The following is a 22,675-nucleotide window of genomic DNA, read 5'->3' as shown; positions in this document are numbered from 1 at the left end:
ATGGAACGCCCGGACCGAACAGCGCTACAGGAACAGGAAGGCTCAGACGGGCTTGAGCCAGCTCTCCGCCAGGGCACCCCAATAGGCCGCACCGGTGAGCAGGATGTCGTCGTTGAAGTCGTAACCCGGGTTATGCACCATCGGTTGCGCTACGCCATTGCCGATGAACAGGTAGCTGCCGGGGCAGCGCTGCAGCATCCAGCCGAAGTCTTCGCTGCCCATCAGCTTCGGCGTGTTGCCATTGACCGCTTCGGCCCCCACTAGCTCGACACCGACCCGCCGGGCAAACTCGGTTTCTTCCGGGCTGTTGATCAGCACCGGATAAGCCGGGCGATGGTCGATGCTGACGCTGCAGCCAAAGCTCTCGGCCTGGGTCTGGATGATCGCCTTGACCCGCTCCAGCATCTGCTCGCGCACCGGTGCATTGAGGGCCCTCAGGCTCAGGCGCAACAACGCCTGCTGGGGAATCACGTTGGCCGCCTCGCCGGCCTGCAGGGCGCCGACCGTCACCACCGACGCTTCCTGGGCATCGATATTGCGCGCCACCACCGTCTGCAACGCCAGGACCATGCTGGCCGCGGCTACCAAGGGGTCCACCGCCAGATGCGGCATGGAGCCGTGGCCGCCGACGCCTTCGACAATCACCTCGAGCAAGTCCTGGGACGCCATCATCGGCCCCTCGCGAAAGCCCAGGTGACCGGCCGGCAGCCCGGGCATGTTGTGCAGGCCGAACAGCGCATCACAGGGGAAGCGCTCCAGCAGGCCATCGGCAAGCATCGCCTCGGCACCGCCCTGGCCCTCTTCCGCGGGCTGGAAGATCAGGTTCAGGGTGCCGTCGAACGCTCGGGTCGCCGCCAGGTAGCGCGCCGCCCCCAGCAGGATCGTGGTGTGGCCGTCATGCCCGCAGGCGTGCATGCAACCGCCATGGCGGCTGCTGTAGGGGACTCCGGTGTTCTCGATGATCGGCAAGGCGTCCATGTCCGCCCGCAGGCCCAGGGTGCGCGTGCCCGTGCCGTTGCGCAGAACGCCCACGACCCCGGTTCGGCCGATGCCGGTGTGCACTTCATAACCCCACTCCTCCAGACAACGAGCCACCAGCGCCGAAGTGCGTTGCTCTTCGAACCCCAGTTCCGGGTGGGCATGAATATCCTGGCGGATGGCCCGCAGATCGCTGGCAATGTCGTTGAGCCAGGCAAGGATGTGCTGGTGTCGGGTCATGGCGTATCTCCTCTGGGCCGGGTGGCTTCCCGTTCTTTTTTTCGGAGCGTTGCACGAGGCGCAGGAGCGTGCTCGAAGCTCTGCGTCAGATAACCGCGAGCCGGAGCACAGGACAATCAAATGTGGTTCCACTGGATGGAACACATAATCTGCAGCGATGCCTGATCCAGGATCAGGGATCGAGGCGGCAGCCTTCCCGGGGGCCCAGCCAGAGCGCGCTGTGGGTACGCCCCAGGGCGCTGGCGGTGACACGTCGGCTCTGCGGTTCATCGCTAAAACCGCTGATGGGCAGGTACTGGCGTACATAGGCCCGGCAGTAGTCGGCGGGGTGTTGCATCACGTAGCGGCAGGAGCAGTACTCCTTGGCGGTGTAGGCACCGAGGATATCCGGGAAGGCTTGCAGGGCCTCCCGTTGCTGCCAGCTCCAGCCCAGCAACAGGAGCAACGCCACCAGCACCAGGCCGAGCAGCGGATGACGGCGGAAAAAGGCCCGGCGTCTCATGGCTGCCCCTTGCTGGAAAAAGCCGCCAGGACTCGCTTGAGCAGCTCATTGTGCCGATAGCTGCCATCGCGGTCGTCGCCGTAACGCACGATCACCAGGCGCTGTGCAGGCAGGACATACAGCGCCTGTCCCCAGTGCCCCAGGGCCGCATAGGTATCCGCTGGAGCATCGGGCCAGGGCTGGGGCGCGCCGTCCACCGAGCGGTTGAGCCACCAGTGCCCGCCCGCCACCGCCTCATCCTGGTTGGCCCGATAGCCAGCGAAGGGCGTGCGGCTGAACTCGACCCAGGCCCTGGGCAGCAACTGCCGATCACGCCAGCGACCCTCGCGCTGCATCAACAGGCCGACACGGGCCAGATCGCGGGCCGTCAGGTAGAGGTAGGAAGACGCCACGAAGGTGCCGACGGCGTCGCGTTCCCACACCGCCTGGGTGATGCCCAGCGGTTCGAACAGGGCACGCCAGGGATAGTCCGCATACTGGTCCGCCCCCACCATCCCCCGCAGGCTGGCCGCCAGCAGGTTGCTATCGCCGCTGGAGTAACGGAAGGCCTGCCCCGGTGGAGTGGAGCGCGCCTGCTGTGCAGCAAATGCCGCCATGTCCCGATGCCCGCGGGTGTAGAGCATGGCCACCACTGAGGAATTGAGGGGGGCGTATTCGTAGTCTTCCTGCCAGTCCAGACCCGAGGCCCAGTGCAACAAGTCACCCAGGGTGATGGCCGGATGCGCCTGTAGCGCCGGGTAATATTGTGCCGCGGGGTCCTGGAGCTGGAAGCGGCCTTCACCGTAGGCAACGCCCAACACTACCGCCAACAGACTTTTGCTGGCCGACCAGATGAGATGGGGCGTCTGGGGTCCGGTGGCGCCGGCGTAGCGCTCGTAAAGCACCTGGCCATCGCGGATCACTAGCAAGGCATCAGTACGAATGCCTTTGTGGGACTGGTCGTCCCTGGGCACGAAGGCGTAGTCCTCCAGAGCCTTGAGCGCCGGGCTATCGACGACCGGGCCTCGACTCCATTGCTGCGCCGGCCACTCCTCGGCCCAGGCCGGCAGGCTGAGGCATACAAGCAACGCCAGCAGGATCGGACCTTTGACCATGGATGAGCCTCGAATGACGTCAGTGGCCGAGCCTAGTTGAGGCGGATGACAGTTTCACTGCAAGCGCCCTCGTTTGTTGGCACTGGCTGGCGTAGGGAGCATCAAGCCTTGTGCAAAACCATCCGGCCCCTTCGCTGGCAAGCCGGCTCCTACGCAAGGGGGCGCCGTTGCTAAAACGAGGCCAGGGCTTTGGCCAGGCGTTGCTCCCGGGCGCTGGCAGCCAGGTCCAGCAGGGCCTGGTCCCGGGACCATTGGCTGCGCCAACGCTCAGGGCCATTGGCGAAGGCGGCGTCGATTTCAGGCCGCAATACCTGGAACTGCGTGAACAAACCACCCAATAGAATGTGCCCGCCACTCAAGGAAGGATTCTGCCGACTGACTTCGGCACAGCCCGCAAGCAATCCCAGCAACTGCAGTTGCAAGGGCTGCGGCCAGCCACTGTCCTGCCCCACGCCATACAGCCAGGCGAGCATGGCGCTCAGGACATAGATGTCCTCCAGGGTGCGGAAGGGTTTGACATAGGCTTCCCAGCCATCGCCGGCCAGCAGTTCGCAGGCGGCGTTTTCCAGCAACAGGCAGCCGTGGCTGATCTCCGGCATCAGGGCGATGGCCGGCAGGGTCTGGACCTTGACCCCAGGCTCTCCGGCATAGACCACGGTCAGGCGCAATGCTGCCCGCTCACCCGGGGCCTCGCTGCGCGCCGCCACCAACAGCCAGTCGGCAGCATCACCGGCGGTCACGAAATCCTTGCGCCCTTGCAGGCGCAGATCCTCCAGCCGGGTCTGCATGTCCGCCGGGCGCAGGCTGCGGCGTTCGGTCGCGCACAAAGCCCCCAGGCTTTGCGGCGCACTGGGCCACAACATGCGCAATGCTGCCTGGTAGCCCACCAGGAACGCCAGCCCCGGAGTCTCCATCAGGCGGCCCCCGAGCACCGCCAGTTCGAAGGGCGTAACGCTGCCCAAATGGGCCAGCAAAGCCCCGTAGCCCTCGGCCAGATCGGGGTTGACGGGCAGTCGTTCACGGCTCTCGAGCAGGGCTTGCCAGGGCATTCGAAGATCCTCAGGGGCTGTCATATAAGCATCACCAAAGCTTCATGGCGATGACACCGGGGCTACATAGCCTGACTTTGCACAACAAAGTCGATTGGCTGCAACCCAAGGCGGGTCGGTAGCCCGCACGGAGATTCACAATGACTCAGATCGCCCGCATCAGCGACACCGGCACTGAACGCCGCCTGCAAGCCGAACGCCTGATCGGCGCCCAGGCCCTGCAGGAAGCCCAGGCCCTGCGTTTCAACGTCTTCAGCGGCGAGTTCAACGCCAAGCTCAAGGGCGCGGAACTGGGTCTGGACATGGATGACTATGACGTTCACTGCAGCCATATCGGTGTCCGCGACCTGAACACCGGGCGCCTGGTAGCCACCACCCGCCTGCTGGACCATCAGGCCGCCAGCAGCCTGGGACGTTTCTACAGCGAGGAAGAGTTCAGCCTGCACGGCCTGACGCACCTCAAGGGCCCCATCCTGGAAATCGGCCGCACCTGTGTCGACCCGGCCTATCGCAACGGCGGCACCATCGCCGTGCTCTGGGGCGAGCTGGCGGAAGTGCTCAATCAGGGCGGCTACAGCTACCTGATGGGGTGCGCCAGCATTCCGATGCAGGACGGCGGCATCCAGGCCCAGGCCATCATGCAGCGACTGCGGGAGCGTTACCTGAGTACCGAACACCTGCGGGCCGAGCCGAAGAACCCGCTGCCCAGCCTGGACATCCCTTCCAATGTCATCGCCGAGATGCCGCCATTGCTCAAGGCCTACATGCGCCTGGGGGCGAAGATCTGCGGCGAACCCTGCTGGGACCAGGACTTCCAGGTGGCCGACGTGTTCATCCTGCTCAAGCGCGACGAGCTGTGCCCGCGGTATGCCCGGCACTTCAAGGCGGCGGTCTGATGCGCCGGTTGCGGGTCTACGGGCGCATCGCCCGGGTACTGCTGGTGGTGGCGCTGGGCCTGAGCATGGCCAGCATCTTTGGCCTGCTGGAGCGCCTGGGTGTTGCCCATTCCATGGTCCGGCGCCAGCGCTGGTCACGGTTCTTCATGGCACGCCTGAGCAATGCCCTGCCGTTCCGGGTCACGGTGCACGGCGAGTTGCCTCGCCAGCCGATGCTCTGGGTCAGCAATCACGTGTCCTGGACCGATATTCCGCTGCTGGGCATGCTCACGCCGCTGTCCTTTCTGTCCAAAGCCGAAGTGCGCACCTGGCCGGTGGCGGGCTGGCTGGCGGCCAAAGCCGGTAGCTTGTTCATCCGTCGTGGGGCCGGTGACAGCCAGTTGATCCGCAAGCAAATGACCCGCCACCTGCAGGAGCAGCACCCGCTGCTGCTGTTTCCCGAAGGCACCACCACCGACGGCCGTGGCCTGCGCACCTTCCACGGACGCCTGCTGGCCAGCGCCATCGATGCCGAGGTATCCCTGCAACCCGTGGCGATCCGTTATTTGCGCGATGGCCAGATCGACACCCTGGCCCCCTTCATTGGCGACGACGACCTGCTCTCGCACCTGATGCGGCTATTTGCCAACGATCAGGGCCGAGTGGAAATCCATGTGCTCAAGCCCATTGCCTGCCAGGGCCAGGAACGTGCGGCGCTGGCCTTCCAGGCCCAGCAAGCGGTGCACAAAGCCCTGTTCGGTGATGTCGTACAGCCCGCCGAACCACGCCACAACGGCGAACTGGTCGCCGCCTGAAACTCTCTGTAGGAGCCGGCTTGCCGGCGAAAAGGCCTTCAAGCCTGGCGTCATTCATGAAGGCGCCTTCGCTGGCAAGCCAGCTCCTACCGGGGGAACGTTCGTCAGGGTAACTGGGTGTGCTGCGCGGCGAATGCCTGCAACTGCGGGTAGAAGGCACGAAAATCTTCGCTCAACGGCTGATACAGCCGCTCCAACTCGCCCATCGCCGCGGTCAGTTCCTCTGGCCGTGACAGGCGCCGGGCAATCCCTCGCAACACCTGCTCCAGCACCGCAAATTCGCGATAGGAACCCAGCCAGTCATCCGCCGCCATATAGGGCGCAATCTGCGCCAGGCGCGCTGGCAACTGCGGTTCGGCCGCCAGCACCCGATACACCTCGGCAGTGAACAGCGGCAAGGGGCGATCGGCGTAATGCTGCCAATCCCGGGCCAGGCAGTGGTCGAAAAACACGTCGATGACGATGCCGGCGTAACGCCGTCGGGTCAGGGAGAAACGCGACAGTGCCGCCGCCACCAGAGGATGGCTGTCGGTGTAGGTATCGATGCGCCGATGCAGCTGGATCGCCGCCTCGACCTCGGGGGCAAACTGCCCTTGCAGGCGCCCTTTGACGAAATCGCCATACAGGCTGCCGAGTAATTGACCCGGGCGCTGGCCGCCAAGGTGCAGATGTGCGAGATAATTCATTTGCGCAGCTTAGCACTGCGCCCAACATATCGTTATAACTCGATATACCGATAAGTAATGATTTAAGACCAAAATCATATTGGTATATCGCGAAATAACGATTTAAATTTCGCTTCATCGCGATACAACGTTTTATGGAAAACGAGCACCGCCATGTCCCTCGACCTCGACGAAATAATAAAAGCCCTGGCACATCCGGTTCGCAGGGAAATCCTGCACTGGCTGAAAGACCCGACAGTCGAATTTCCCGATCAGGCTCACAGCAATGAGCACGGCGTCTGTGCCGGACAGATCGATCAACGCTGCGGCCTGTCGCAGTCGACCGTCTCCGCCCACCTCGCCACCTTGCAACGTGCAGGCCTGATCAGCAGCCGGAAAGTCGGCCAATGGCATTTTTTCAAACGCAATGAGGAAGTCATCCAGCAGTTCCTCAAGCAAATGAGCCAACAGCTCTGATCTGACAAGGACCCGACAATGCCCCTTTCACTCATCATCCTGGCCTTGAGTGCCTTCGCCATCGGCACCACCGAGTTCGTCATCATGGGGCTTTTGCCCGATGTGGCGGCGGACCTCGGGGTGTCGATTCCCGGCGCCGGCTGGCTGGTTACCGGCTACGCCCTGGGCGTGGCCATCGGCGCGCCGTTCATGGCCCTGGCCACCGCACGCCTGCCGCGCAAGGCAGCCCTGGTGGCGCTGATGGGGATCTTCATTGTCGGCAACCTGCTGTGTGCACTGGCCAGTGATTACAACGTGCTGATGTTCGCCCGGGTGATCACTGCGCTGTGCCACGGTGCCTTCTTCGGTATTGGTTCAGTGGTGGCTGCCGGCCTGGTGCCCGCCAACAAGCGCGCCTCGGCCGTGGCCCTGATGTTTACCGGCCTGACCCTGGCCAATGTACTCGGCGTGCCCCTGGGTACCGCCCTGGGTCAGGCAGCCGGCTGGCGTTCGACCTTCTGGGCGGTGACGGTAATCGGTGTAGTGGCGCTGATCGGCCTGCTGCGCTTCCTGCCGGCCAAGCGCGATGAGGAAAAACTCGACATGCGTGCGGAACTGGCAGCCCTCAAGGGCGCGGGGATCTGGCTGTCCCTGAGCATGACCGCACTGTTTGCCGCGTCGATGTTCACCCTCTTCACCTACGTTGCGCCGCTGCTCGGCGACGTCACCGGCGTCTCGCCCCAGGGCGTGACCTGGACCCTGCTGCTGATCGGCCTGGGCCTGACCCTGGGCAACATCATCGGCGGCAAGCTGGCGGACAAGCGCCTGGGGGCCACCTTGATCGGCGTGTTCGCGGCCATGGCCGTGGTCTCCACCGTGCTGACCTGGACCAGCGTGGCGCTGATTCCCACCGAGATCACCCTGTTCCTCTGGGCCACCGCTTCGTTTGCCGCGGTACCGGCGCTGCAGGTCAATGTGGTGACCTTCGGCAAGGCTGCCCCCAACCTGGTTTCGACCCTGAACATCGGCGCCTTCAACATCGGCAACGCCCTGGGCGCCTGGGTCGGCGGCAGCGTCATCGCCCACGGTTTCGGCCTGACCAGCGTGCCACTGGCGGCGGCGGTCCTGGCGATCCTGGCCCTGCTGGTGACGTTGATTACCTTTCGCCAGGGCGGCAACGCCGAACTGGCCCCTGCGACCCACTGACCCGTTTCTTTCCTATATAGAAGGCTGCATTCCATGACCACTATCTTTGATCCGATCAAGATCGGCGACCTCGAGCTGTCCAACCGCATCATCATGGCGCCGCTGACCCGCTGCCGCGCCGACGCTGGCCGCGTACCCAATGCACTGATGGCCGAGTACTACGTGCAGCGGGCTTCCGCTGGCCTGATCCTCAGCGAGGCCACCTCGGTGACCCCAATGGGCGTGGGCTACCCGGACACTCCCGGCATCTGGTCCAACGACCAGGTGCGTGGCTGGTCCAACGTGACCAAGGCGGTGCACGGCGCCGGCGGCAAGATCTTCCTACAGCTGTGGCACGTGGGCCGGATTTCCCACCCGTCCTACCTGGACGGTGAAACGCCAGTGGCGCCAAGCGCCATCCAGCCCAAGGGCCATGTCAGCCTGGTGCGTCCACTGGCCGACTACCCAACCCCGCGCGCCCTGGAAACCGCTGAGATCGCCGACATCGTCGACGCTTACCGGGTCGGTGCGGAAAACGCCAAGGCCGCCGGTTTTGACGGTGTGGAAATCCACGGCGCCAACGGCTACCTGCTGGACCAGTTCCTGCAAAGCAGCACCAACCAGCGCACCGACCAGTACGGTGGCTCCCTGGAGAACCGTGCCCGCCTGCTGCTGGAAGTCACCGACGCCGCCATCGACATCTGGGGCGCCGGCCGAGTGGGCGTGCACCTGGCACCCCGTGCCGACTCCCATGATATGGGCGACGACAACCTGGCGGAGACCTTCACTTATGTAGCCCACGAGCTGGGCAAACGCGGCATCGCCTTTATCTGCTCCCGCGAGAAAGAAGGCGCTGACAGCCTGGGTCCGCAGCTGAAAGCGGCCTTCGGCGGCCCCTACATCGCCAACGAGCGTTTCACCAAGGACAGTGCCAATGCCTGGCTGGCCGCCGGCAAGGCTGACGCCGTGGCGTTCGGCGTGCCCTTCATTGCCAACCCGGACCTGCCGGCCCGCCTGAAGGCCGACGCCCCGTTGAACGAGGCGCATCCGCAAACTTTCTACGGCAAGGGCCCGGTCGGTTACATCGACTATCCGACGCTGTAAGCCTGGATCGGTAAATAAAAAGCCCCGACTCTCGCGAGCCGGGGCTTTTTTGTGAGCGCCGGGATCAGCGCTTGCGTTGCGTCCAGGCCACCGCCAGGCCGCTCAGGCAGATCACCGCGATGCCGATCAGGCCATAGCTGTCTGGGGTATGACCGAAGATCAGGTAGCCATACAGGCCGGCGAACAGAATCTGCCCGTAGCTGAACGGCGCCAGCATTGCCGGCGCGGCATGGCGGAAGGCCTGGGTCAGCAGCATATGGCCAAGCATGCCGCAGGTGCCGAGGCCGATCATGAACAAGCCGTGGACAAAGCTCGGCGTGCTCCAGAAGAACGGCAACAACGCACTCATGATCAGGCTGTTGAAGATCCCGGTCAGGAAGTTGCTGGTGGTGGGGCTGTCGATGCCGCTGAGCTTGCGGGTGAGCAACTGATAAAAGCCGAAGCACAGCGCCGAGCCCAGGGGCAGCAGGATCGCCGGAGTGAAGAGTACGCCACCGGGACGCACCACGATCAGCACCCCGACGAAGCCCGCGAGCACCGCCAGCCATTGCCCGCGGCTGACCCGCTCGCCCAGGAACGGCACGGACAAGGCCGTGACCAGCAAGGGCGCAAGGAAGTTGACCGCGGTGGCTTCCGCCAGGGGGATATAGCGCAGGCCGGTGGTGAACAGCAGGCTGGTGCCGATCAGACACAAGGCCCGGAGCAGTTGCAGGCCGGGACGCTTGGTTCGCACCACCGCGGAAAAGCCGCTGCGGGGGACGAACACCACCAGCATCAGCAGCGTATGAACCACATAACGCGCCCAGACCACCATGACGATGGGGTAAAAGGCCGAGAGGTATTTGGACAGCGTGTCGTGACTGGCGAAGAGCAGAACCGCCAGACAAATCAGGGCGATACCCTTGATTGGCTGTTCTGCGCCTTTGAACGGTGAAGGGTTCACACTCATTCACACACCCGCAACAAAATCCCTACAAAATACGTAGCTCGCTATCTATCAAGATGCAGCCAGCCCGTATATAAAAGCACCCCATCGCGATCTGGCGAGCGCTGGAATGAATCTCCCTCGCCGTAAATCTTGACACAACTGGACTCAATTACGCATTTTGTCTTAATGACGGAGGCTCGGGCTCAAGCGCAGCATATCCAGCCCGATGTCGATCCAGCGCTCTGCCTCGGTGTGCAGAGCGAAGCTGTCAGGGGCCAGCAGCCATTGATAAAGGATGCCATCGATAAAGGCGCGCATGCTGATAGCCGCCCGCATCGTGTCGAGGTTTTCGGGCAATTGCCCACGATTCACTGCATTGGTCAGCGCAAGCTCGATACGCAGGTTGCAGTCCAGGCTGGCGGCGCGACGTTGGCGACGCAGATCGCACATTTCATCGGTGAATTCGCACTTATGAAACAGAATTTCATTAATGCGTCGGGTTTTCGGGTCCAGGGCAACTTGATGAAACAAATGAATGAGCAGCTTGCGCATCCAGCCCAACGGATCCATTTCATCTACATTTTCACTGGCGGCAGCCATCTCATCCAAGGGTTCACGCAGGCTGTCGAGCATGGCCTGCACCAGATCGGCCTTATTGCTGAAGTGCCAATAAATGGCACCCCGCGTCACCCCCGCCAGTGCCGCGATATCGGCCAGGGTGGTACGCGCCACGCCACGCTCGTAAAAGGCCTTTTCGGCGGCCTCGAGTATCTGGCTGCGGGTTTCTTGAGCTTCCTCTTTGGTACGACGGACCATGGCAGTAAAACCTCGATCAGGATCTTTCAGCGATGCGTGAAGACCTTCTGAATAAATATGGAACGGCATCTCGAGTGCCGTTTGCCCAGCCTACAATTCAACACCTACAGGGGCTTTTGTAACCGGATGGGTACGCCGCCAGGGTATTTACAAACAACCATGAACGTAAGTATATTCCTTAGCAAGCTACTAATCCACTCAGCCAACTCTTTTTACCCTTCCACTTTTCTTGTGCGCATCTTGCGTGCCTGACCCGAGGATCTTCATGCAACTCAAGCCAGCTGTTACCGCTCTGGTCACTGCCGTCGCCCTGGCATCGCTGCTCAGCGGATGTAAAAAGGAAGAGGCGGCACCAGCCCCTCAAGCCCCTCAGGTCGGCGTCGTCACCCTGCAACCACAAGCCTTTACCTTGACTTCCGAACTCCCGGGCCGGACCACCGCGTTCCGCATCGCCGAAGTTCGCCCACAGGTAAACGGGATCATTCTCAAGCGTCTGTTCAAAGAAGGCGGAGATGTTAAGGAAGGTCAGCAGCTTTATCAGATCGATCCGTCGATCTACGAGGCAACGCTGAAGAGTGCTCAGGCTAATCTGCAGTCCACACAGTCGATTTCCGATCGCTACAAGCAATTGGTCAACGAGCAAGCCGTAAGCCGTCAGGAATACGACACCGCCGTGGCCAACCGTCTGCAATCGGAAGCCTCCCTGCAAAGCGCCCAGATCAACCTGCGCTACACCAAGGTGCTGTCGCCTTTGACCGGCCGCATTGGCCGTTCCTCGGTGACCGAAGGCGCTCTGGTCAGCAACGGCCAGGCCGATGCCATGGCGGTGATCCAGCAGTTGGACCCGATCTATGTCGACGTCACCCAGTCCTCGGTTGAGTTGCTGGAGCTGCGCCGCGAGCTGGAAAGCGGTCGCCTGCAAAAAGTTGGCGACAACGCCGCCAAGGTCAAACTGACCCTGGAAGACGGCAGCCAGTACAAGCTCGAAGGCAAGCTGGAGTTCTCCGAAGTCTCGGTGGATGAAAGCACCGGCTCGGTGACCCTGCGCGCCGTGTTCCCCAACCCTCAGCACACTCTGCTGCCGGGCATGTTCGTCCACGCCCAGCTGCAAGCCGGGGTGAACAGTGCAGCGATCCTGGCGCCACAACAAGGCGTGACCCGCGACCTGAAAGGCACTCCGACCGCTCTGGTGGTTGGCCCGGACAACAAGGTCGAGCTGCGCCAGCTCAAGGCCAGCCGCACCGTCGGTAGCCAGTGGCTGGTGGAAGATGGCCTGAAAGCCGGTGACCGTCTGATCACCGAAGGTCTGCAATTCGTCAAGCCAGGCATTGAAGTCAAGGCCAGCGAAGCAACCAACGTAGCAGCGAAGAACCCGGCCCCTGCACAGGCAACTGACAAAGCTGCAGGCGGCAAAGGGGAGTAAACCATGTCGAAATTTTTTATCGACCGTCCGATTTTCGCCTGGGTAATTGCCCTGGTGATCATGTTGGTCGGGGCTCTATCGATCCTCAAATTGCCGATCAACCAGTACCCGAGCATCGCCCCTCCGGCGATTGCGATCTCCGTGACCTACCCAGGCGCTTCTGCACAGACCGTGCAGGACACCGTGGTCCAGGTGATCGAACAGCAGCTCAACGGTATCGACAACCTGCGTTACGTGTCCTCGGAGAGTAACTCCGACGGCAGCATGACCATCACCGCGACCTTCGAGCAGGGCACCAACTCGGACACCGCGCAGGTACAGGTGCAGAACAAGCTCAACCTGGCCACCCCGCTGCTGCCTCAAGAAGTGCAGCAACAGGGTATCCGCGTGACCAAGGCGGTGAAGAACTTCCTGCTGGTGATCGGCGTGGTTTCCGAGGACGGCAGCATGTCCAAGGACGACCTGTCGAACTACATCGTGTCGAACATGCAGGACCCGATCTCGCGGACCGCGGGTGTGGGTGACTTCCAGGTGTTCGGTGCCCAGTACGCCATGCGGATCTGGCTCGACCCGGCCAAGCTGAACAACTTCAACATGACCCCGGTGGACGTGAAGACCGCGGTTGCCGCGCAGAACGTTCAGGTTTCCTCCGGCCAGCTCGGCGGCCTGCCCGCCCTGCCCGGCCAGCAGTTGAACGCCACCATCATCGGCAAGACCCGCCTGCAGACTGCCGAGCAGTTCAAGGCAATCCTGCTGAAGGTCAACAAGGACGGTTCGCAAGTACGTCTGGGTGACGTCGCCGACGTCGCGCTTGGCGGCGAGAACTACGCCATCAGCGCCCAGTTCAACGGCAAGCCGGCTTCCGGTCTGGCGGTGAAACTGGCCAACGGCGCCAACGCCCTGGACACCGCCAAGGCGCTGCGCAAGACCATCAGCGACCTGGAACCCTTCTTCCCGCAAGGCATGAAGGTGGTGTTCCCGTACGACACCACGCCAGTGGTGACCGAATCCATCAAGGGTGTGGTTGAAACCCTGGTGGAAGCGATCGTCCTGGTGTTCCTGGTGATGTTCCTGTTCCTGCAGAACTTCCGCGCCACGGTGATCACCACCATGACGGTACCGGTGGTGTTGCTGGGGACCTTCGGCATCCTCGCGGCGGCCGGTTTCAGCATCAATACCCTGACCATGTTCGGCATGGTGCTGGCCATCGGCTTGCTGGTGGACGACGCCATCGTCGTGGTGGAAAACGTCGAACGGGTGATGCACGAGGAAGGCCTGTCACCCAAGGAAGCAACGAAGAAATCCATGGGCCAGATCCAGGGAGCCCTGGTGGGTATCGCCCTGGTGCTGTCCGCGGTACTGCTGCCGATGGCCTTCTTCAGCGGCTCCACAGGCGTGATCTACAAGCAGTTCTCGATCACCGTGGTTTCGGCCATGGCCCTGTCGGTGCTGGTGGCCCTGATCTTCACCCCGGCCCTGTGCGCCACAATGCTCAAGCCTGTGGTTGCGGGGCAGAATCACGAGAAGCGGGGCTTCTTCGGCTGGTTCAACCGTACCTTCGATCGCAGCGTGAAAAGCTACGAGCGCGGCGTCGGCAACATGCTGCGCCACAAGGTCCCGTACCTGCTGGCCTATGTATTGATCGTCCTGGGCATGATCTGGCTGTTCACCCGCATCCCGACCGCGTTCCTGCCGGAAGAAGACCAGGGCGTTCTGTTCGCCCAGGTGCAGACCCCAGCCGGTTCCAGTGCCGAACGGACCCAGGTGGTAGTCGATGAAATGCGCGCCTACCTGCTGGACAAGGAAAAGGACACCGTTGCCTCGGTGTTCACCGTAAACGGCTTCAACTTTGCCGGTCGCGGCCAGAGCTCGGGCATGGCCTTCATCATGCTCAAGCCCTGGGGCGAACGTTCCGCGGAAAACAGCGTGTTCAACCTGGCGAACCGCGCCCAGCAGCACTTCTTCAGCTTCCGTGACGCGATGGTGTTCGCCTTCGCCCCTCCGGCCGTACTGGAGTTGGGTAACGCCACCGGTTTCGACGTGTTCCTCCAGGACCGCGCCGGTATCGGCCACGAGAAACTCATGGCTGCACGCAACCAGTTCCTCGGCATGGCCGCCCAGAGCAAAGTGCTGTCCCAGGTGCGTCCGAACGGCCTGAACGATGAACCGCAGTATCAGTTGACCATCGATGACGAGCGCGCCAGTGCCCTGGGCGTGACCCTCACCGATATCAACAACACCCTGTCGATTGCCCTGGGCAGTAGCTACGTCAACGACTTCATCGACCGCGGTCGAGTGAAGAAGGTCTACATCCAGGGTCAGGCCGGTGCTCGCATGAGCCCTGAAGACCTGAAGAAGTGGTACGTACGCAACAGTGCCGGGACCATGGTGCCGTTCTCCTCCTTCGCCAAGGGCGAGTGGATCTACGGTTCGCCGAAACTGGCCCGTTACAACGGCGTGGAAGCCATGGAAGTCCTCGGTGCTCCAGCCCCTGGCTACAGTACCGGTGAGGCCATGGCCGAAGTAGAAGCCATTGCCGCCAAGCTGCCGCCGGGTGTGGGCATTTCCTGGACCGGCCTGTCCTACGAGGAACGTCTGTCGGGCTCCCAGGCACCTGCGCTGTATGCCTTGTCCCTGCTGATGGTGTTCCTGTGTCTGGCCGCCCTGTATGAAAGCTGGTCGATTCCGATCGCGGTCATGCTGGTGGTACCTCTGGGGATCATCGGTGCACTGATGGCCACCAGCCTGCGGGGTCTGTCCAACGACGTGTACTTCCAGGTGGGACTGTTGGTGACCATCGGCCTGGCGGCGAAAAACGCCATTCTGATCGTCGAGTTCGCCAAGGAACTGCACGAGCAGGGCCGCTCCCTGGTGGACGCCGCGGTGGAAGCCTGCCGCATGCGTCTGCGGCCGATCATCATGACCTCCCTGGCCTTCGTCCTCGGGGTTGTGCCACTGGCCATCTCCACCGGCGCCGGCTCGGGCAGCCAGCATGCGATCGGTACCGGGGTCATCGGCGGTATGCTCACCGCGACGATCCTGGCGATCTTCTGGGTGCCATTGTTCTTCGTCACCGTGTCGTCCATGGGCCGCAGGAAAGCGGACCAATCAGAAACTACTGCAACTCCTAATGAGGCTGGCCAATGAGCAAGTCGCTACTCTCCCTGGCAATCACCGCCATTGCGCTAAGTGGTTGCTCGCTGATACCGGATTATCAGCGACCGCAAGCGCCGGTGGCGGCGCAATTCCCGCAAGGCCCTGCCTACTCGCCCAAGGAGGCCGCCAACGTGGCGGCCGCCGAACAGGGCTGGCGGCAGTTCTTCCATGACCCGGCGCTGCAGCAGCTGATCCAGACCGCTCTGGAAAACAACCGCGACCTCAGGGTCGCGGCGCTGAACATCGACGCCTACGCTGCGCAGTACCAGATCCAGCGGGCTGACCTGTTCCCTGCGGTGTCGGCCAACGCCAGCGGCAGCCGCCAGCGTACTCCGGCACGCATGTCGCAGACCGGCGAAGCCGGGATCACCAGCCAGTACTCGGCCACCGTGGGCGTCAGCGCCTACGAACTGGACCTGTTCGGCCGGGTTCGCAGCCTGAGCGAGCAAGCCCTGCAGACCTACTTCTCCAGCGAAGAGGCCCGGCGCAGCACCCAGATCAGCCTGGTGGCCAGCGTGGCCAATGCCTACATGACCTGGCAGGCCGACAAGGAGCTGCTGAAACTGACCCAGGACACCCTCGGTGCCTACGAGGAAAGCTACCGGCTGACCTCGCGCAGCAACGAAGTGGGCGTGGCGTCGGCCCTGGACCTGAGCCAGTCGCGGACCTCGGTGGAAAACGCCCGGGTGCAACTGGCCCGTTACACCCGCCAGGTGGCCCAGGACGAAAACAGCCTGACCCTGCTGCTGGGTGCGGCGATTCCGGCCAATCTGCCGAAGGCCCAGCCGCTGGCGGCCGACCTGCTGAGCGATCTGCCGGCGGGCTTGCCGTCGGAGCTGCTGCAACGGCGTCCGGACATCCTCGAAGCCGAGTACAAGCTGAAAGCGGCCAACGCCAATATCGGCGCGGCGCGGGCGGCGTTCTTCCCGAGCATCAGCCTGACGGCCAACGCCGGCACCTTGAGCCCGGATCTGTCCGGCCTGTTCAAGGGCGGTTCGGGGACCTGGCTGTTCCAGCCGCAGATCAATCTGCCGATCTTCAACGCCGGCAGCCTGCGAGCCAGCCTGGACTACTCGAAGATCCAGAAAGACATCACCGTCGCGCAGTACGAGAAGTCCATCCAGACGGCCTTCCAGGAAGTCTCCGATGGCTTGGCCGCACGCCAGACCTACAACCAGCAGTTGCAGGCCCAGCGTGACTTCGTCAACGCCAACCAGGACTACTACCGCCTGGCCGAGCGTCGCTATCGCATCGGGGTCGACAGCAACCTGACCTTCCTCGACGCCCAGCGCTCGCTGTTCAGTGCCCAGCAGGCCTTGATCACCGATCGCCTGTCGCAGTTGACCAGCGAGGTCAACCTGTACAAGGCCCTCGGCGGCGGCTGGAGCGAACAGACCGCGAAGAACGAGCCACTGGCTGAAAAGGCCCCGGCGCTGCACCTGTTCTGAAGCACAGCCTGTCTGTATGAAAAACCCACCTGACGGTGGGTTTTTTTATGCCTCGCCGCGCCCTCCCCTCAACCGCCGGCACCATTGAGCAGGAACACCGGCTCGCGCAGGTAATCCAGGCCCAGTCGGTTTTCGAAAGTCTCGTCGCGCAAGGCCGCCGTGGTGCAGCTCTTGAGCCCCAGTGCCGTGGCCACCAGGGCGAAGCTCTGGCTCAGGTGGCCACAGTCCATCAACGCCACGCGCAAGGCCCGGCTGCCCGGGTACTTCCAGGCCAGGCGCTCGAGCCGCGCGGTGGACAGAAACACCACGGCGGCCTTGCTGATCCAGTCCTGCTCACCACAAGCCGCGCCAATCCACGCCCTCGGGTCCTCTCGCGACAGCAGTTCGAGCCCGTGCCGGCGCACCGAATAGTGATACAAGCCCGCCTCGAAGCCCTGCACATTGAGCAGGATCGGATAGACCTCGATGGCATGCAGGGAGCCGCCGGAAGCCGAGGTTTTCTTCAGGAAAAAGTCGCCCATGGGGTTGCGACGCATCTGGCTGGCACCCCAGGTGTAATACAGCAGCTGGGACAACTGCCGGGCGCTCAAGGGCGAACCGTCGAAGGTCCGGCAAGTCTCGCGATCGTTCAGGGCATCCAGCAGGTTCCGCTGGCCAAGCACCTGTGCAGGTGCCAGCAGAGGATTGTCCAGGGCAAGGAACGGGTGTGAAAAGTAGTCCTTGAAGGCCGACGGCTGACGCTGCTGCAAGGCCTTGCCCGCCAGTTGCTCTTCCATCTGCGCCACGCTGATGTAGGGCGTAGCGGTTTGGGTGCGAGTCCCCAGGTAGAAATCCAGGGCGTCCTGCCAGTGGGCCCAGATATCGCCGGCCTCCTCGGGCTCGGCGAGGCCCTGGGACTGCCCGGGCTGCAACAGCCCCAAATCAATCAGTTCCTGGAGCACCGCCAGGCTCTCGTCCTGCAACGCGCCGGGTAGCAAGAGTGCGCTGTCCAGGGACCGTGGGCAGAGAAAGTGCCGCACCAATGGCAGAAACTCCGTCGACAACTCCAGGTCCAGGTCGCGCCGGCGATCGCGCAGGGAAAAGGACTGATGGGCAAAACCGAGCCAGGTCCCCGGCCGCAGTTGGAACAAGGTCCGGCCATCCACCGCAGCGGCTGCCGGAGCCGGCGCACTGGATACAGACGCGGCCTGCCAGAACAGAGGCTCGGGCCGCAGGGCCTTGATCTCCTTGATCAGCGCCGACAACTGCGGGTCCTCGGCTCGATCGGCAATGTCCCACTCGATGGTGACGGCCTTGAGCGGCGCACACTGCAAGAGTTGGCGCAGGATGTCCCAGTCGCGCCGCGGATCGCCGATATGCACCTCGATCAAACGCTGCAGCGGCAACGACCGCAGGTAATCGCGCAAGTCGTAGCCCAGGGCCCTGGCGGTGCTGATGGCACTGTCCAGGTCCAGGAGAAAGCCACTGTCACTGCGCTCGACCACACTGCAAATGAACCCGCCTTCGGAAAGTTCCTGGCCAATGTCCATGGAAAACAGCCGAGGGGCGTTCTCAAGCACCAGGGGGGTCCGGGTGAAGGCCTGCAGCTCGATGGCGTTGGCCACCACCGTATCGGCCACTTCACGGGCCAGGCTCGGCAAAATGAAATGCTGGGTATCGCCCCCCTGAAACCGTGACCAGGAAATATGCTCCGCCAGCCAGGGGGATGAGGTCCGGTCGCACAGACGGCGAGTCATGTGCAAAAACTCCCGGTCCATCTCGATGCCGACGCTGCCCAGGGACAGGCTGGAGGAGTGCAGCAGCACCGGCACCCGTCCGCCCAGCTCGTTCAGCCGCGGCTGCAGAATGCAGTGGGTGGGCTGGAATTCCAGGTAATCGAAGTACGGCAGCCCTTCACCCAGGATCCGCTCGATGGTGGGATCAAGCCCGCCTGGTTCAGCCCCGGCACCCTGCGGCAAATGGTATTCCAGCCCTACCCCGGCTTCCGGGAAACGCGAAGAATCGAAGTTTTGCATGTCCGCCTCCCCGGCTCAGGCCGTCATGTGCAGGGGCGCCGCAACGGTGCTGGCCCCCGCGCCCCGACTCAGCAATCCGGCATGACGCCGCTCCAGCCGATGCACCTCTTGCATCAGGTTGCCCAGCAGTTCTCGCCCTTGCGCGGTGAAACCCGACGCGGTTTCGAAATCCGCCAGCGCCTTGCTCAACCCCCGCAGGATAAACAGCATGCGCTGCTCGGCCCGGCGCATTTCCTCCGCCGGACGGGCCTGGACCCGCTCCAGGTACTTGACCAGGGCGATGTAGACGTAAAAGGCATGGAAGTAGCCATACAAGTCACGCTGCTGCCCCGACCAGGGCAAGGTGTACAGGGCCTCCTTGGAGGCGTGGGGCTCAACCACCGCGGCGACTTCGACGATGTTGTACAGCAACTGGTGGGTCGCTTCATGCACCAGCGACTCTTCCATGTCGAGTATCGAGTTGTCCCGGCTCGATAGCAGGATCACCCCGGTATAACGGGACGCCGAGCAACTGCGAAAACTGCCGTCGGGTAAATAGCACACGGCCTTGACCAGCACCTGCCACTGTTCATGACAGGCCGGCCAGGTATGCTTGATCCGCTGCAGGGCAAGCTGCATGACGTCCTTGAAAAAGGCTTTGGAGTAACCCGCCTTCTCCAGCTGACGCTGGGTCAGTTCATCTGGCGGATAGTCATAACTGGGCGGCGTGACCTGGGTGATCAACGGGTCGACATCGAATCGATAAACCGGCGGGTATTGCTCATCGACCTGTGCATCCTGCGAAGCTTCGATCCGTTGCAGTACTGGCGCAAACTCCAGGAGCCTGGCTTTAACTTCACCCTCATCCTGCGTCTTTCCAGTCAACAGATAGTTGACATCGCGAAATGTCAGAATACTCCAGATCTGAAACACTGGATGTCCAACAAGTTTGGAGCGAGCACTTGGCGCAGACAGAATAATATCCAGCGCCTGCTTAAAAAATGGACTCAACGCAGCATCAGCGGCAAACAACTTTGACAGTTCGGCATATAACGCGACAAACATCGTATATCTATTTTTTGCAACTTGTTCCTGTAACTGCAGAAATCGCTCCGGCTCACTGTCCGGGAGAAAAGTAGTGCCCTGAAATAGTTCATCGAAGGAAAGTTCTGCTTGCTTACTGTTAGCACTGTCCATGGTTCAACCTTCCCTTAAGGTCACGGCAAGGGCTTGTTCATCGTCAGGCTGGCGACTTCATAGCCCAGCAGTTCATAAAGACGACGCGCCCCTTGGTTGTGGCCGAAGACATGCAAACGCATCTCGTCACACCCCCACTCACGCGCCGCCGACTCACCGGCCAGCAGCGTCTGCCTGGCGTAACCCCGGCGACGTTCGATCGGTTCGATATAGAGATCGAGGATGAAGGCAATCCGTCGAGGGCCCACCTGGCGCTCGGCGATCCACAACTCGCCCACCGCCCGCCCCGCATAAAGCGCCCGCCACAAGTGGTTGTGCGTGCTCAGACGACCCTGCGGAAGCAACTGGCGGAACACCTCTGCAGCCTGGAACGATGCCTGCTCCGGTAGCCACTCACCGGCAGCCACCATGCCGGCGGCATACTCATCCAGGGCTCGCTGGGCGAAACGACTGAAGTCGGCTTCCTGCATCGACACCAAGGTGATGGACACGGACAGGCACTCCACTATGACCTTGAATCCCGGTTCCGGTGTGCCGCATTCATGAAAGCTTGAGTGCGACACACCGGACTGCACACGCCTCGCTCAGTCCATGCGTGCCTGTTGCTGTTGAGTGTCAAAGATTGCTGCAACGCCAATCTTGTCGCGAATCGCCGAACCGGCGCTGGTCAGTTTTGCCGTATCGATACTTTTCACTGCGCCCACTTCGGTAGCACTCAGGTGCACACCGATGCCTTTGGCTGCCGCTTCAGGATCCTGATGCAACTGCGCCGCGAACTCCTTATCCAGAAGTGCGCGACCTACTACCGATGCCAAGCGTTCCTGATTGACTTTAGTACCCATGGTATTTCTCCTTATATATTCAAATCACAACAACAATCCTTCTCCTGACGAAACTTAAAACTTATCCCTATCCGCCCTGAGGAACTTCAATATAGCAAGGCAACCCTGCTTTTCCAGCGAGCGCAAACCTTTCACTTAAACCTTTTTACGATAATCGATAACACCGAATATCAAGTATTACTGGCGATTACCCATATATCTTTTATACAAGAGCAACACTCAAGGACAATGACTTACAACCAAAGCAATAAGCCCTTGTATTGAAAAATCCGATGCCGCCCGCAGCGTCATGGAAACAGCGTAACTTCCAACATTGATCGATCGGCGTGGACAACCTCAGGATTAATCAGGGATATGTCCCTTGGACGCCCCGCCACACCCGACTTGATAAGTGTTCGTTAATCGCCCAGAACCCGCGTTCGCCAATTGATCGGCCCTGATCCGCGACGCACCATTCCCGGCACCCGAACACACCAATAACAACAGGTTCGATGCTATGCCCTCACGTCCTGCCCGCTCCGGCTGATCCTGCAAGCACCACCTCCCAAACCTTGAAAGCTGTCCGCATGGGCTTTTTGCGGCAGTGGATCGTTGCACCCCTAACAATTAGAGAGACCGACGAATGAAGCCAATCACCCCGCCGCAACACCTGCTGCCCAGCCTTCTGGCCCTGGCGCTGACCAGCACCGCACTGCCGGTCATGGCCGAAGAGTCGGGCTTTCTCGAAGACGCCCAGGCCAACCTGAACCTGCGCAACTTCTACATCAACCGCAACTTCACCAACCCGACCAAGGCCCAGGGCAAAGCTGAAGAGTGGACCCAGAGCTTCATCCTCGACGCCAAGTCCGGGTTTACCCAGGGCACTGTCGGTTTCGGCATGGACGTATTGGGCCTGTACTCGCTGAAGCTCGACGGCGGCAGGGGCACCGGCGGCACCCAGCTGCTGCCTCTGGACCACGACGGGCGCCCGGCGAACAACTTCGGGCGCCTGGGAGTGGCCTTCAAGGCCCGGCTGTCGCAGACCGAGGTCAAGGTTGGCGAATGGATGCCGGTGCTGCCGATCCTGCGCTCGGATGACGGTCGCTCGCTGCCGCAAACCTTCCGCGGCGGCCAGATCACCTCGAAGGAAATCGCCGGTCTGACGCTCTACGGCGGCCAGTTCCGCGGCAACAGCCCCCGCGATGACAGCAGCATGAGCGACATGACGATGTTCGGCAAAGCGGCCTTCACCTCGGATCGCTTCAACTTCCAAGGGGCGGAATACGCCTTCAACGACAAGCGCACCCAGATCGGCCTGTGGAATGCCGAGCTCAAGGACATCTACAGTCAGCAGTTCGTCAACCTGACCCATACCCAACCCCTGGGTGACTGGACCCTGGGGGCCAACCTGGGCTTCTTCTACGGCAAGGAAGACGGCAGCGCCCGGGCCGGCGACATGGAAAACCGCACCTGGTCCGGCCTGTTCTCGGCCAAGTACGGCGGCAACACCTTCTACGTCGGCCTGCAGAAACTCACCGGCGACAGTGCCTGGATGCGGGTCAACGGCACCAGCGGCGGGACCCTGGCCAACGACAGCTACAACGCCAGCTACGACAACGCCAAGGAAAAGTCCTGGCAAGTGCGCCATGACTACAACTTCGCCGCGCTGGGTGTTCCCGGCCTGACCCTGATGAACCGCTATATCAGCGGCAGCAACGTGCACACCGCCACGGTCAGCGACGGCAAGGAATGGGGTAGAGAAAGTGAGTTGGCCTACACCGTACAGAGCGGCACCTTGAAGAACCTCAACCTGAAATGGCGCAACTCCACCATGCGTCGGGACTTCAGCAACAACGAGTTCGACGAGAACCGCCTGATCGTCAGCTACCCCATCAGCCTGCTGTAAGCCCCTTCTACCAAGGGGCCGGC

Annotated in this window: 20 protein-coding genes; 9 read left to right on the top strand and 11 right to left on the bottom strand. The window is 62.2% G+C overall.

The window, feature by feature from the left end:
• Positions 1–42: 42 nt before the first annotated feature.
• From P7C00_RS07480 to P7C00_RS07465, 4 genes are all read right to left on the bottom strand, one after another.
• Positions 43–1,218 carry a M20 aminoacylase family protein gene (locus P7C00_RS07480; protein WP_404938486.1) on the bottom strand — a complete coding sequence of 392 codons (1,176 nt, stop codon included), beginning with the start codon at positions 1,216–1,218 and terminating at the stop codon, positions 43–45.
• Between the two features lie 172 nt (positions 1,219–1,390).
• Positions 1,391–1,720, bottom strand: coding sequence for an amidase (locus tag P7C00_RS07475; RefSeq protein ID WP_346634982.1), 330 nt, complete (start codon positions 1,718–1,720; stop codon positions 1,391–1,393).
• Complete coding sequence (locus tag P7C00_RS07470; protein ID WP_404938484.1) at positions 1,717–2,814, bottom strand: serine hydrolase domain-containing protein; 1,098 nt, start codon at positions 2,812–2,814, stop codon at positions 1,717–1,719. Before P7C00_RS07470 ends, P7C00_RS07475 begins: the two co-directional genes overlap by 4 nt.
• Positions 2,815–2,984: 170 nt before the next feature.
• Positions 2,985–3,863, bottom strand: coding sequence for an acyl-CoA dehydrogenase (locus tag P7C00_RS07465; RefSeq protein ID WP_404938482.1), 879 nt, complete (start codon positions 3,861–3,863; stop codon positions 2,985–2,987).
• 140 nt (positions 3,864–4,003) lie between these two features.
• Here P7C00_RS07465 and olsB point away from each other — a divergent pair, with 140 nt between their 5' ends.
• Together olsB and P7C00_RS07455 are read left to right on the top strand one after the other, a co-directional pair.
• Entirely contained in the window at positions 4,004–4,759 is a 756-nt protein-coding gene (gene olsB / locus P7C00_RS07460) for an L-ornithine N(alpha)-acyltransferase (RefSeq protein WP_346634985.1), read from the top strand.
• Complete coding sequence (locus tag P7C00_RS07455; RefSeq protein WP_404938480.1) at positions 4,759–5,553, top strand: lysophospholipid acyltransferase family protein; 795 nt, start codon at positions 4,759–4,761, stop codon at positions 5,551–5,553. Before olsB ends, P7C00_RS07455 begins: the two co-directional genes overlap by 1 nt.
• Positions 5,554–5,657: 104 nt before the next feature.
• On the opposite strand, the gene P7C00_RS07450 is transcribed toward P7C00_RS07455, so the two are convergent.
• On the bottom strand, positions 5,658–6,239 hold the full coding sequence (locus P7C00_RS07450) for an ACP phosphodiesterase (protein WP_404938478.1): 582 nt from the start codon (positions 6,237–6,239) through the stop codon (positions 5,658–5,660).
• Between the two features lie 153 nt (positions 6,240–6,392).
• On the opposite strand from P7C00_RS07450, the gene P7C00_RS07445 reads away from it, so the two are divergent.
• Genes P7C00_RS07445 through P7C00_RS07435 form a run of 3 tightly spaced genes read left to right on the top strand, consistent with a single transcriptional unit; the run spans position 6,393 to position 8,963 of the window.
• Positions 6,393–6,695, top strand: a complete 303-nt coding sequence (locus tag P7C00_RS07445; RefSeq protein ID WP_404938476.1) for an ArsR/SmtB family transcription factor — start codon at positions 6,393–6,395, stop codon at positions 6,693–6,695.
• 18 nt (positions 6,696–6,713) lie between these two features.
• Positions 6,714–7,880, top strand: coding sequence for an MFS transporter (locus tag P7C00_RS07440; RefSeq protein ID WP_346634988.1), 1,167 nt, complete (start codon positions 6,714–6,716; stop codon positions 7,878–7,880).
• Positions 7,881–7,913: 33 nt separating this feature from the next.
• Positions 7,914–8,963, top strand: a complete 1,050-nt coding sequence (locus tag P7C00_RS07435; protein WP_404938474.1) for an alkene reductase — start codon at positions 7,914–7,916, stop codon at positions 8,961–8,963.
• A 64-nt stretch (positions 8,964–9,027) separates the two neighbouring features.
• Here the strand turns inward: P7C00_RS07435 and P7C00_RS07430 are convergent, their stop codons facing one another.
• Positions 9,028–9,912, bottom strand: coding sequence for a DMT family transporter (locus tag P7C00_RS07430; protein ID WP_346634990.1), 885 nt, complete (start codon positions 9,910–9,912; stop codon positions 9,028–9,030).
• 162 nt (positions 9,913–10,074) lie between these two features.
• Positions 10,075–10,707, bottom strand: a complete 633-nt coding sequence (emhR, locus tag P7C00_RS07425) for an efflux system transcriptional repressor EmhR (RefSeq protein WP_346635024.1) — start codon at positions 10,705–10,707, stop codon at positions 10,075–10,077.
• Positions 10,708–10,972: 265 nt separating this feature from the next.
• Between emhR and emhA the strand changes: the two genes are divergently transcribed.
• The 3 genes from emhA to adeC are packed head-to-tail and all read left to right on the top strand — an operon-like array spanning position 10,973 to position 16,734.
• Positions 10,973–12,130, top strand: coding sequence for an efflux RND transporter periplasmic adaptor subunit EmhA (emhA, locus tag P7C00_RS07420; protein WP_346634991.1), 1,158 nt, complete (start codon positions 10,973–10,975; stop codon positions 12,128–12,130).
• Between the two features lie 3 nt (positions 12,131–12,133).
• Complete coding sequence (locus P7C00_RS07415; RefSeq protein ID WP_346634992.1) at positions 12,134–15,277, top strand: efflux RND transporter permease subunit; 3,144 nt, start codon at positions 12,134–12,136, stop codon at positions 15,275–15,277.
• The gene (adeC, locus tag P7C00_RS07410) at positions 15,274–16,734 is read left to right on the top strand and encodes an AdeC/AdeK/OprM family multidrug efflux complex outer membrane factor (RefSeq protein WP_346634993.1); all 1,461 of its coding nucleotides are present in this window, start codon (positions 15,274–15,276) and stop codon (positions 16,732–16,734) included. Before P7C00_RS07415 ends, adeC begins: the two co-directional genes overlap by 4 nt.
• Before the next feature lie 68 nt (positions 16,735–16,802).
• On the opposite strand, the gene P7C00_RS07405 is transcribed toward adeC, so the two are convergent.
• The 4 genes from P7C00_RS07405 to P7C00_RS07390 form a co-directional block, all read right to left on the bottom strand.
• Positions 16,803–18,749, bottom strand: a complete 1,947-nt coding sequence (locus P7C00_RS07405; protein WP_404938472.1) for a DUF692 family multinuclear iron-containing protein — start codon at positions 18,747–18,749, stop codon at positions 16,803–16,805.
• Between the two features lie 15 nt (positions 18,750–18,764).
• Positions 18,765–19,925, bottom strand: coding sequence for an aKG-HExxH-type peptide beta-hydroxylase (locus P7C00_RS07400; RefSeq protein ID WP_404938470.1), 1,161 nt, complete (start codon positions 19,923–19,925; stop codon positions 18,765–18,767).
• Positions 19,926–19,945: 20 nt separating this feature from the next.
• The gene (locus P7C00_RS07395; RefSeq protein WP_346634996.1) at positions 19,946–20,416 is read right to left on the bottom strand and encodes a GNAT family N-acetyltransferase; all 471 of its coding nucleotides are present in this window, start codon (positions 20,414–20,416) and stop codon (positions 19,946–19,948) included.
• 93 nt (positions 20,417–20,509) lie between these two features.
• Positions 20,510–20,767, bottom strand: a complete 258-nt coding sequence (locus tag P7C00_RS07390; protein WP_346634997.1) for an Os1348 family RiPP precursor — start codon at positions 20,765–20,767, stop codon at positions 20,510–20,512.
• A gap of 622 nt (positions 20,768–21,389) precedes the next feature.
• Between P7C00_RS07390 and P7C00_RS07385 the strand changes: the two genes are divergently transcribed.
• Positions 21,390–22,652 carry an OprD family porin gene (locus P7C00_RS07385; RefSeq protein ID WP_346634998.1) on the top strand — a complete coding sequence of 421 codons (1,263 nt, stop codon included), beginning with the start codon at positions 21,390–21,392 and terminating at the stop codon, positions 22,650–22,652.
• Positions 22,653–22,675 lie beyond the last annotated feature (23 nt).

Origin of the sequence: Pseudomonas sp. JDS08PS003 (genome assembly GCF_045013505.1) — a bacterium.
In the GTDB taxonomy this organism is placed as follows: Bacteria; Pseudomonadota; Gammaproteobacteria; order Pseudomonadales; family Pseudomonadaceae; genus Aquipseudomonas; species Aquipseudomonas protegens_B.
This window is presented reverse-complemented; position numbering and strand designations above follow the sequence as displayed.

What these genes read in the sequence shown, in the direction of transcription:
- P7C00_RS07455 (WP_404938480.1), top strand. Translation starts at nt 4,759, where the DNA reads ATGCGCCGGTTGCGGGTCTACGGGCGCATCGCCCGGGTACTGCTGGTG.
- P7C00_RS07435 (WP_404938474.1), top strand. Translation starts at nt 7,914, where the DNA reads ATGACCACTATCTTTGATCCGATCAAGATCGGCGACCTCGAGCTGTCC.
- P7C00_RS07390 (WP_346634997.1), bottom strand. Translation starts at nt 20,767, where the DNA reads ATGGGTACTAAAGTCAATCAGGAACGCTTGGCATCGGTAGTAGGTCGC.
- olsB (WP_346634985.1), top strand. Translation starts at nt 4,004, where the DNA reads ATGACTCAGATCGCCCGCATCAGCGACACCGGCACTGAACGCCGCCTG.
- P7C00_RS07445 (WP_404938476.1), top strand. Translation starts at nt 6,393, where the DNA reads ATGTCCCTCGACCTCGACGAAATAATAAAAGCCCTGGCACATCCGGTT.
- emhA (WP_346634991.1), top strand. Translation starts at nt 10,973, where the DNA reads ATGCAACTCAAGCCAGCTGTTACCGCTCTGGTCACTGCCGTCGCCCTG.
- P7C00_RS07440 (WP_346634988.1), top strand. Translation starts at nt 6,714, where the DNA reads ATGCCCCTTTCACTCATCATCCTGGCCTTGAGTGCCTTCGCCATCGGC.
- P7C00_RS07385 (WP_346634998.1), top strand. Translation starts at nt 21,390, where the DNA reads ATGAAGCCAATCACCCCGCCGCAACACCTGCTGCCCAGCCTTCTGGCC.
- P7C00_RS07430 (WP_346634990.1), bottom strand. Translation starts at nt 9,912, where the DNA reads ATGAGTGTGAACCCTTCACCGTTCAAAGGCGCAGAACAGCCAATCAAG.
- adeC (WP_346634993.1), top strand. Translation starts at nt 15,274, where the DNA reads ATGAGCAAGTCGCTACTCTCCCTGGCAATCACCGCCATTGCGCTAAGT.
- P7C00_RS07475 (WP_346634982.1), bottom strand. Translation starts at nt 1,720, where the DNA reads ATGAGACGCCGGGCCTTTTTCCGCCGTCATCCGCTGCTCGGCCTGGTG.
- P7C00_RS07470 (WP_404938484.1), bottom strand. Translation starts at nt 2,814, where the DNA reads ATGGTCAAAGGTCCGATCCTGCTGGCGTTGCTTGTATGCCTCAGCCTG.
- P7C00_RS07450 (WP_404938478.1), bottom strand. Translation starts at nt 6,239, where the DNA reads ATGAATTATCTCGCACATCTGCACCTTGGCGGCCAGCGCCCGGGTCAA.
- P7C00_RS07465 (WP_404938482.1), bottom strand. Translation starts at nt 3,863, where the DNA reads ATGCCCTGGCAAGCCCTGCTCGAGAGCCGTGAACGACTGCCCGTCAAC.
- P7C00_RS07415 (WP_346634992.1), top strand. Translation starts at nt 12,134, where the DNA reads ATGTCGAAATTTTTTATCGACCGTCCGATTTTCGCCTGGGTAATTGCC.
- P7C00_RS07480 (WP_404938486.1), bottom strand. Translation starts at nt 1,218, where the DNA reads ATGACCCGACACCAGCACATCCTTGCCTGGCTCAACGACATTGCCAGC.
- emhR (WP_346635024.1), bottom strand. Translation starts at nt 10,707, where the DNA reads ATGGTCCGTCGTACCAAAGAGGAAGCTCAAGAAACCCGCAGCCAGATA.
- P7C00_RS07405 (WP_404938472.1), bottom strand. Translation starts at nt 18,749, where the DNA reads ATGCAAAACTTCGATTCTTCGCGTTTCCCGGAAGCCGGGGTAGGGCTG.
- P7C00_RS07400 (WP_404938470.1), bottom strand. Translation starts at nt 19,925, where the DNA reads ATGGACAGTGCTAACAGTAAGCAAGCAGAACTTTCCTTCGATGAACTA.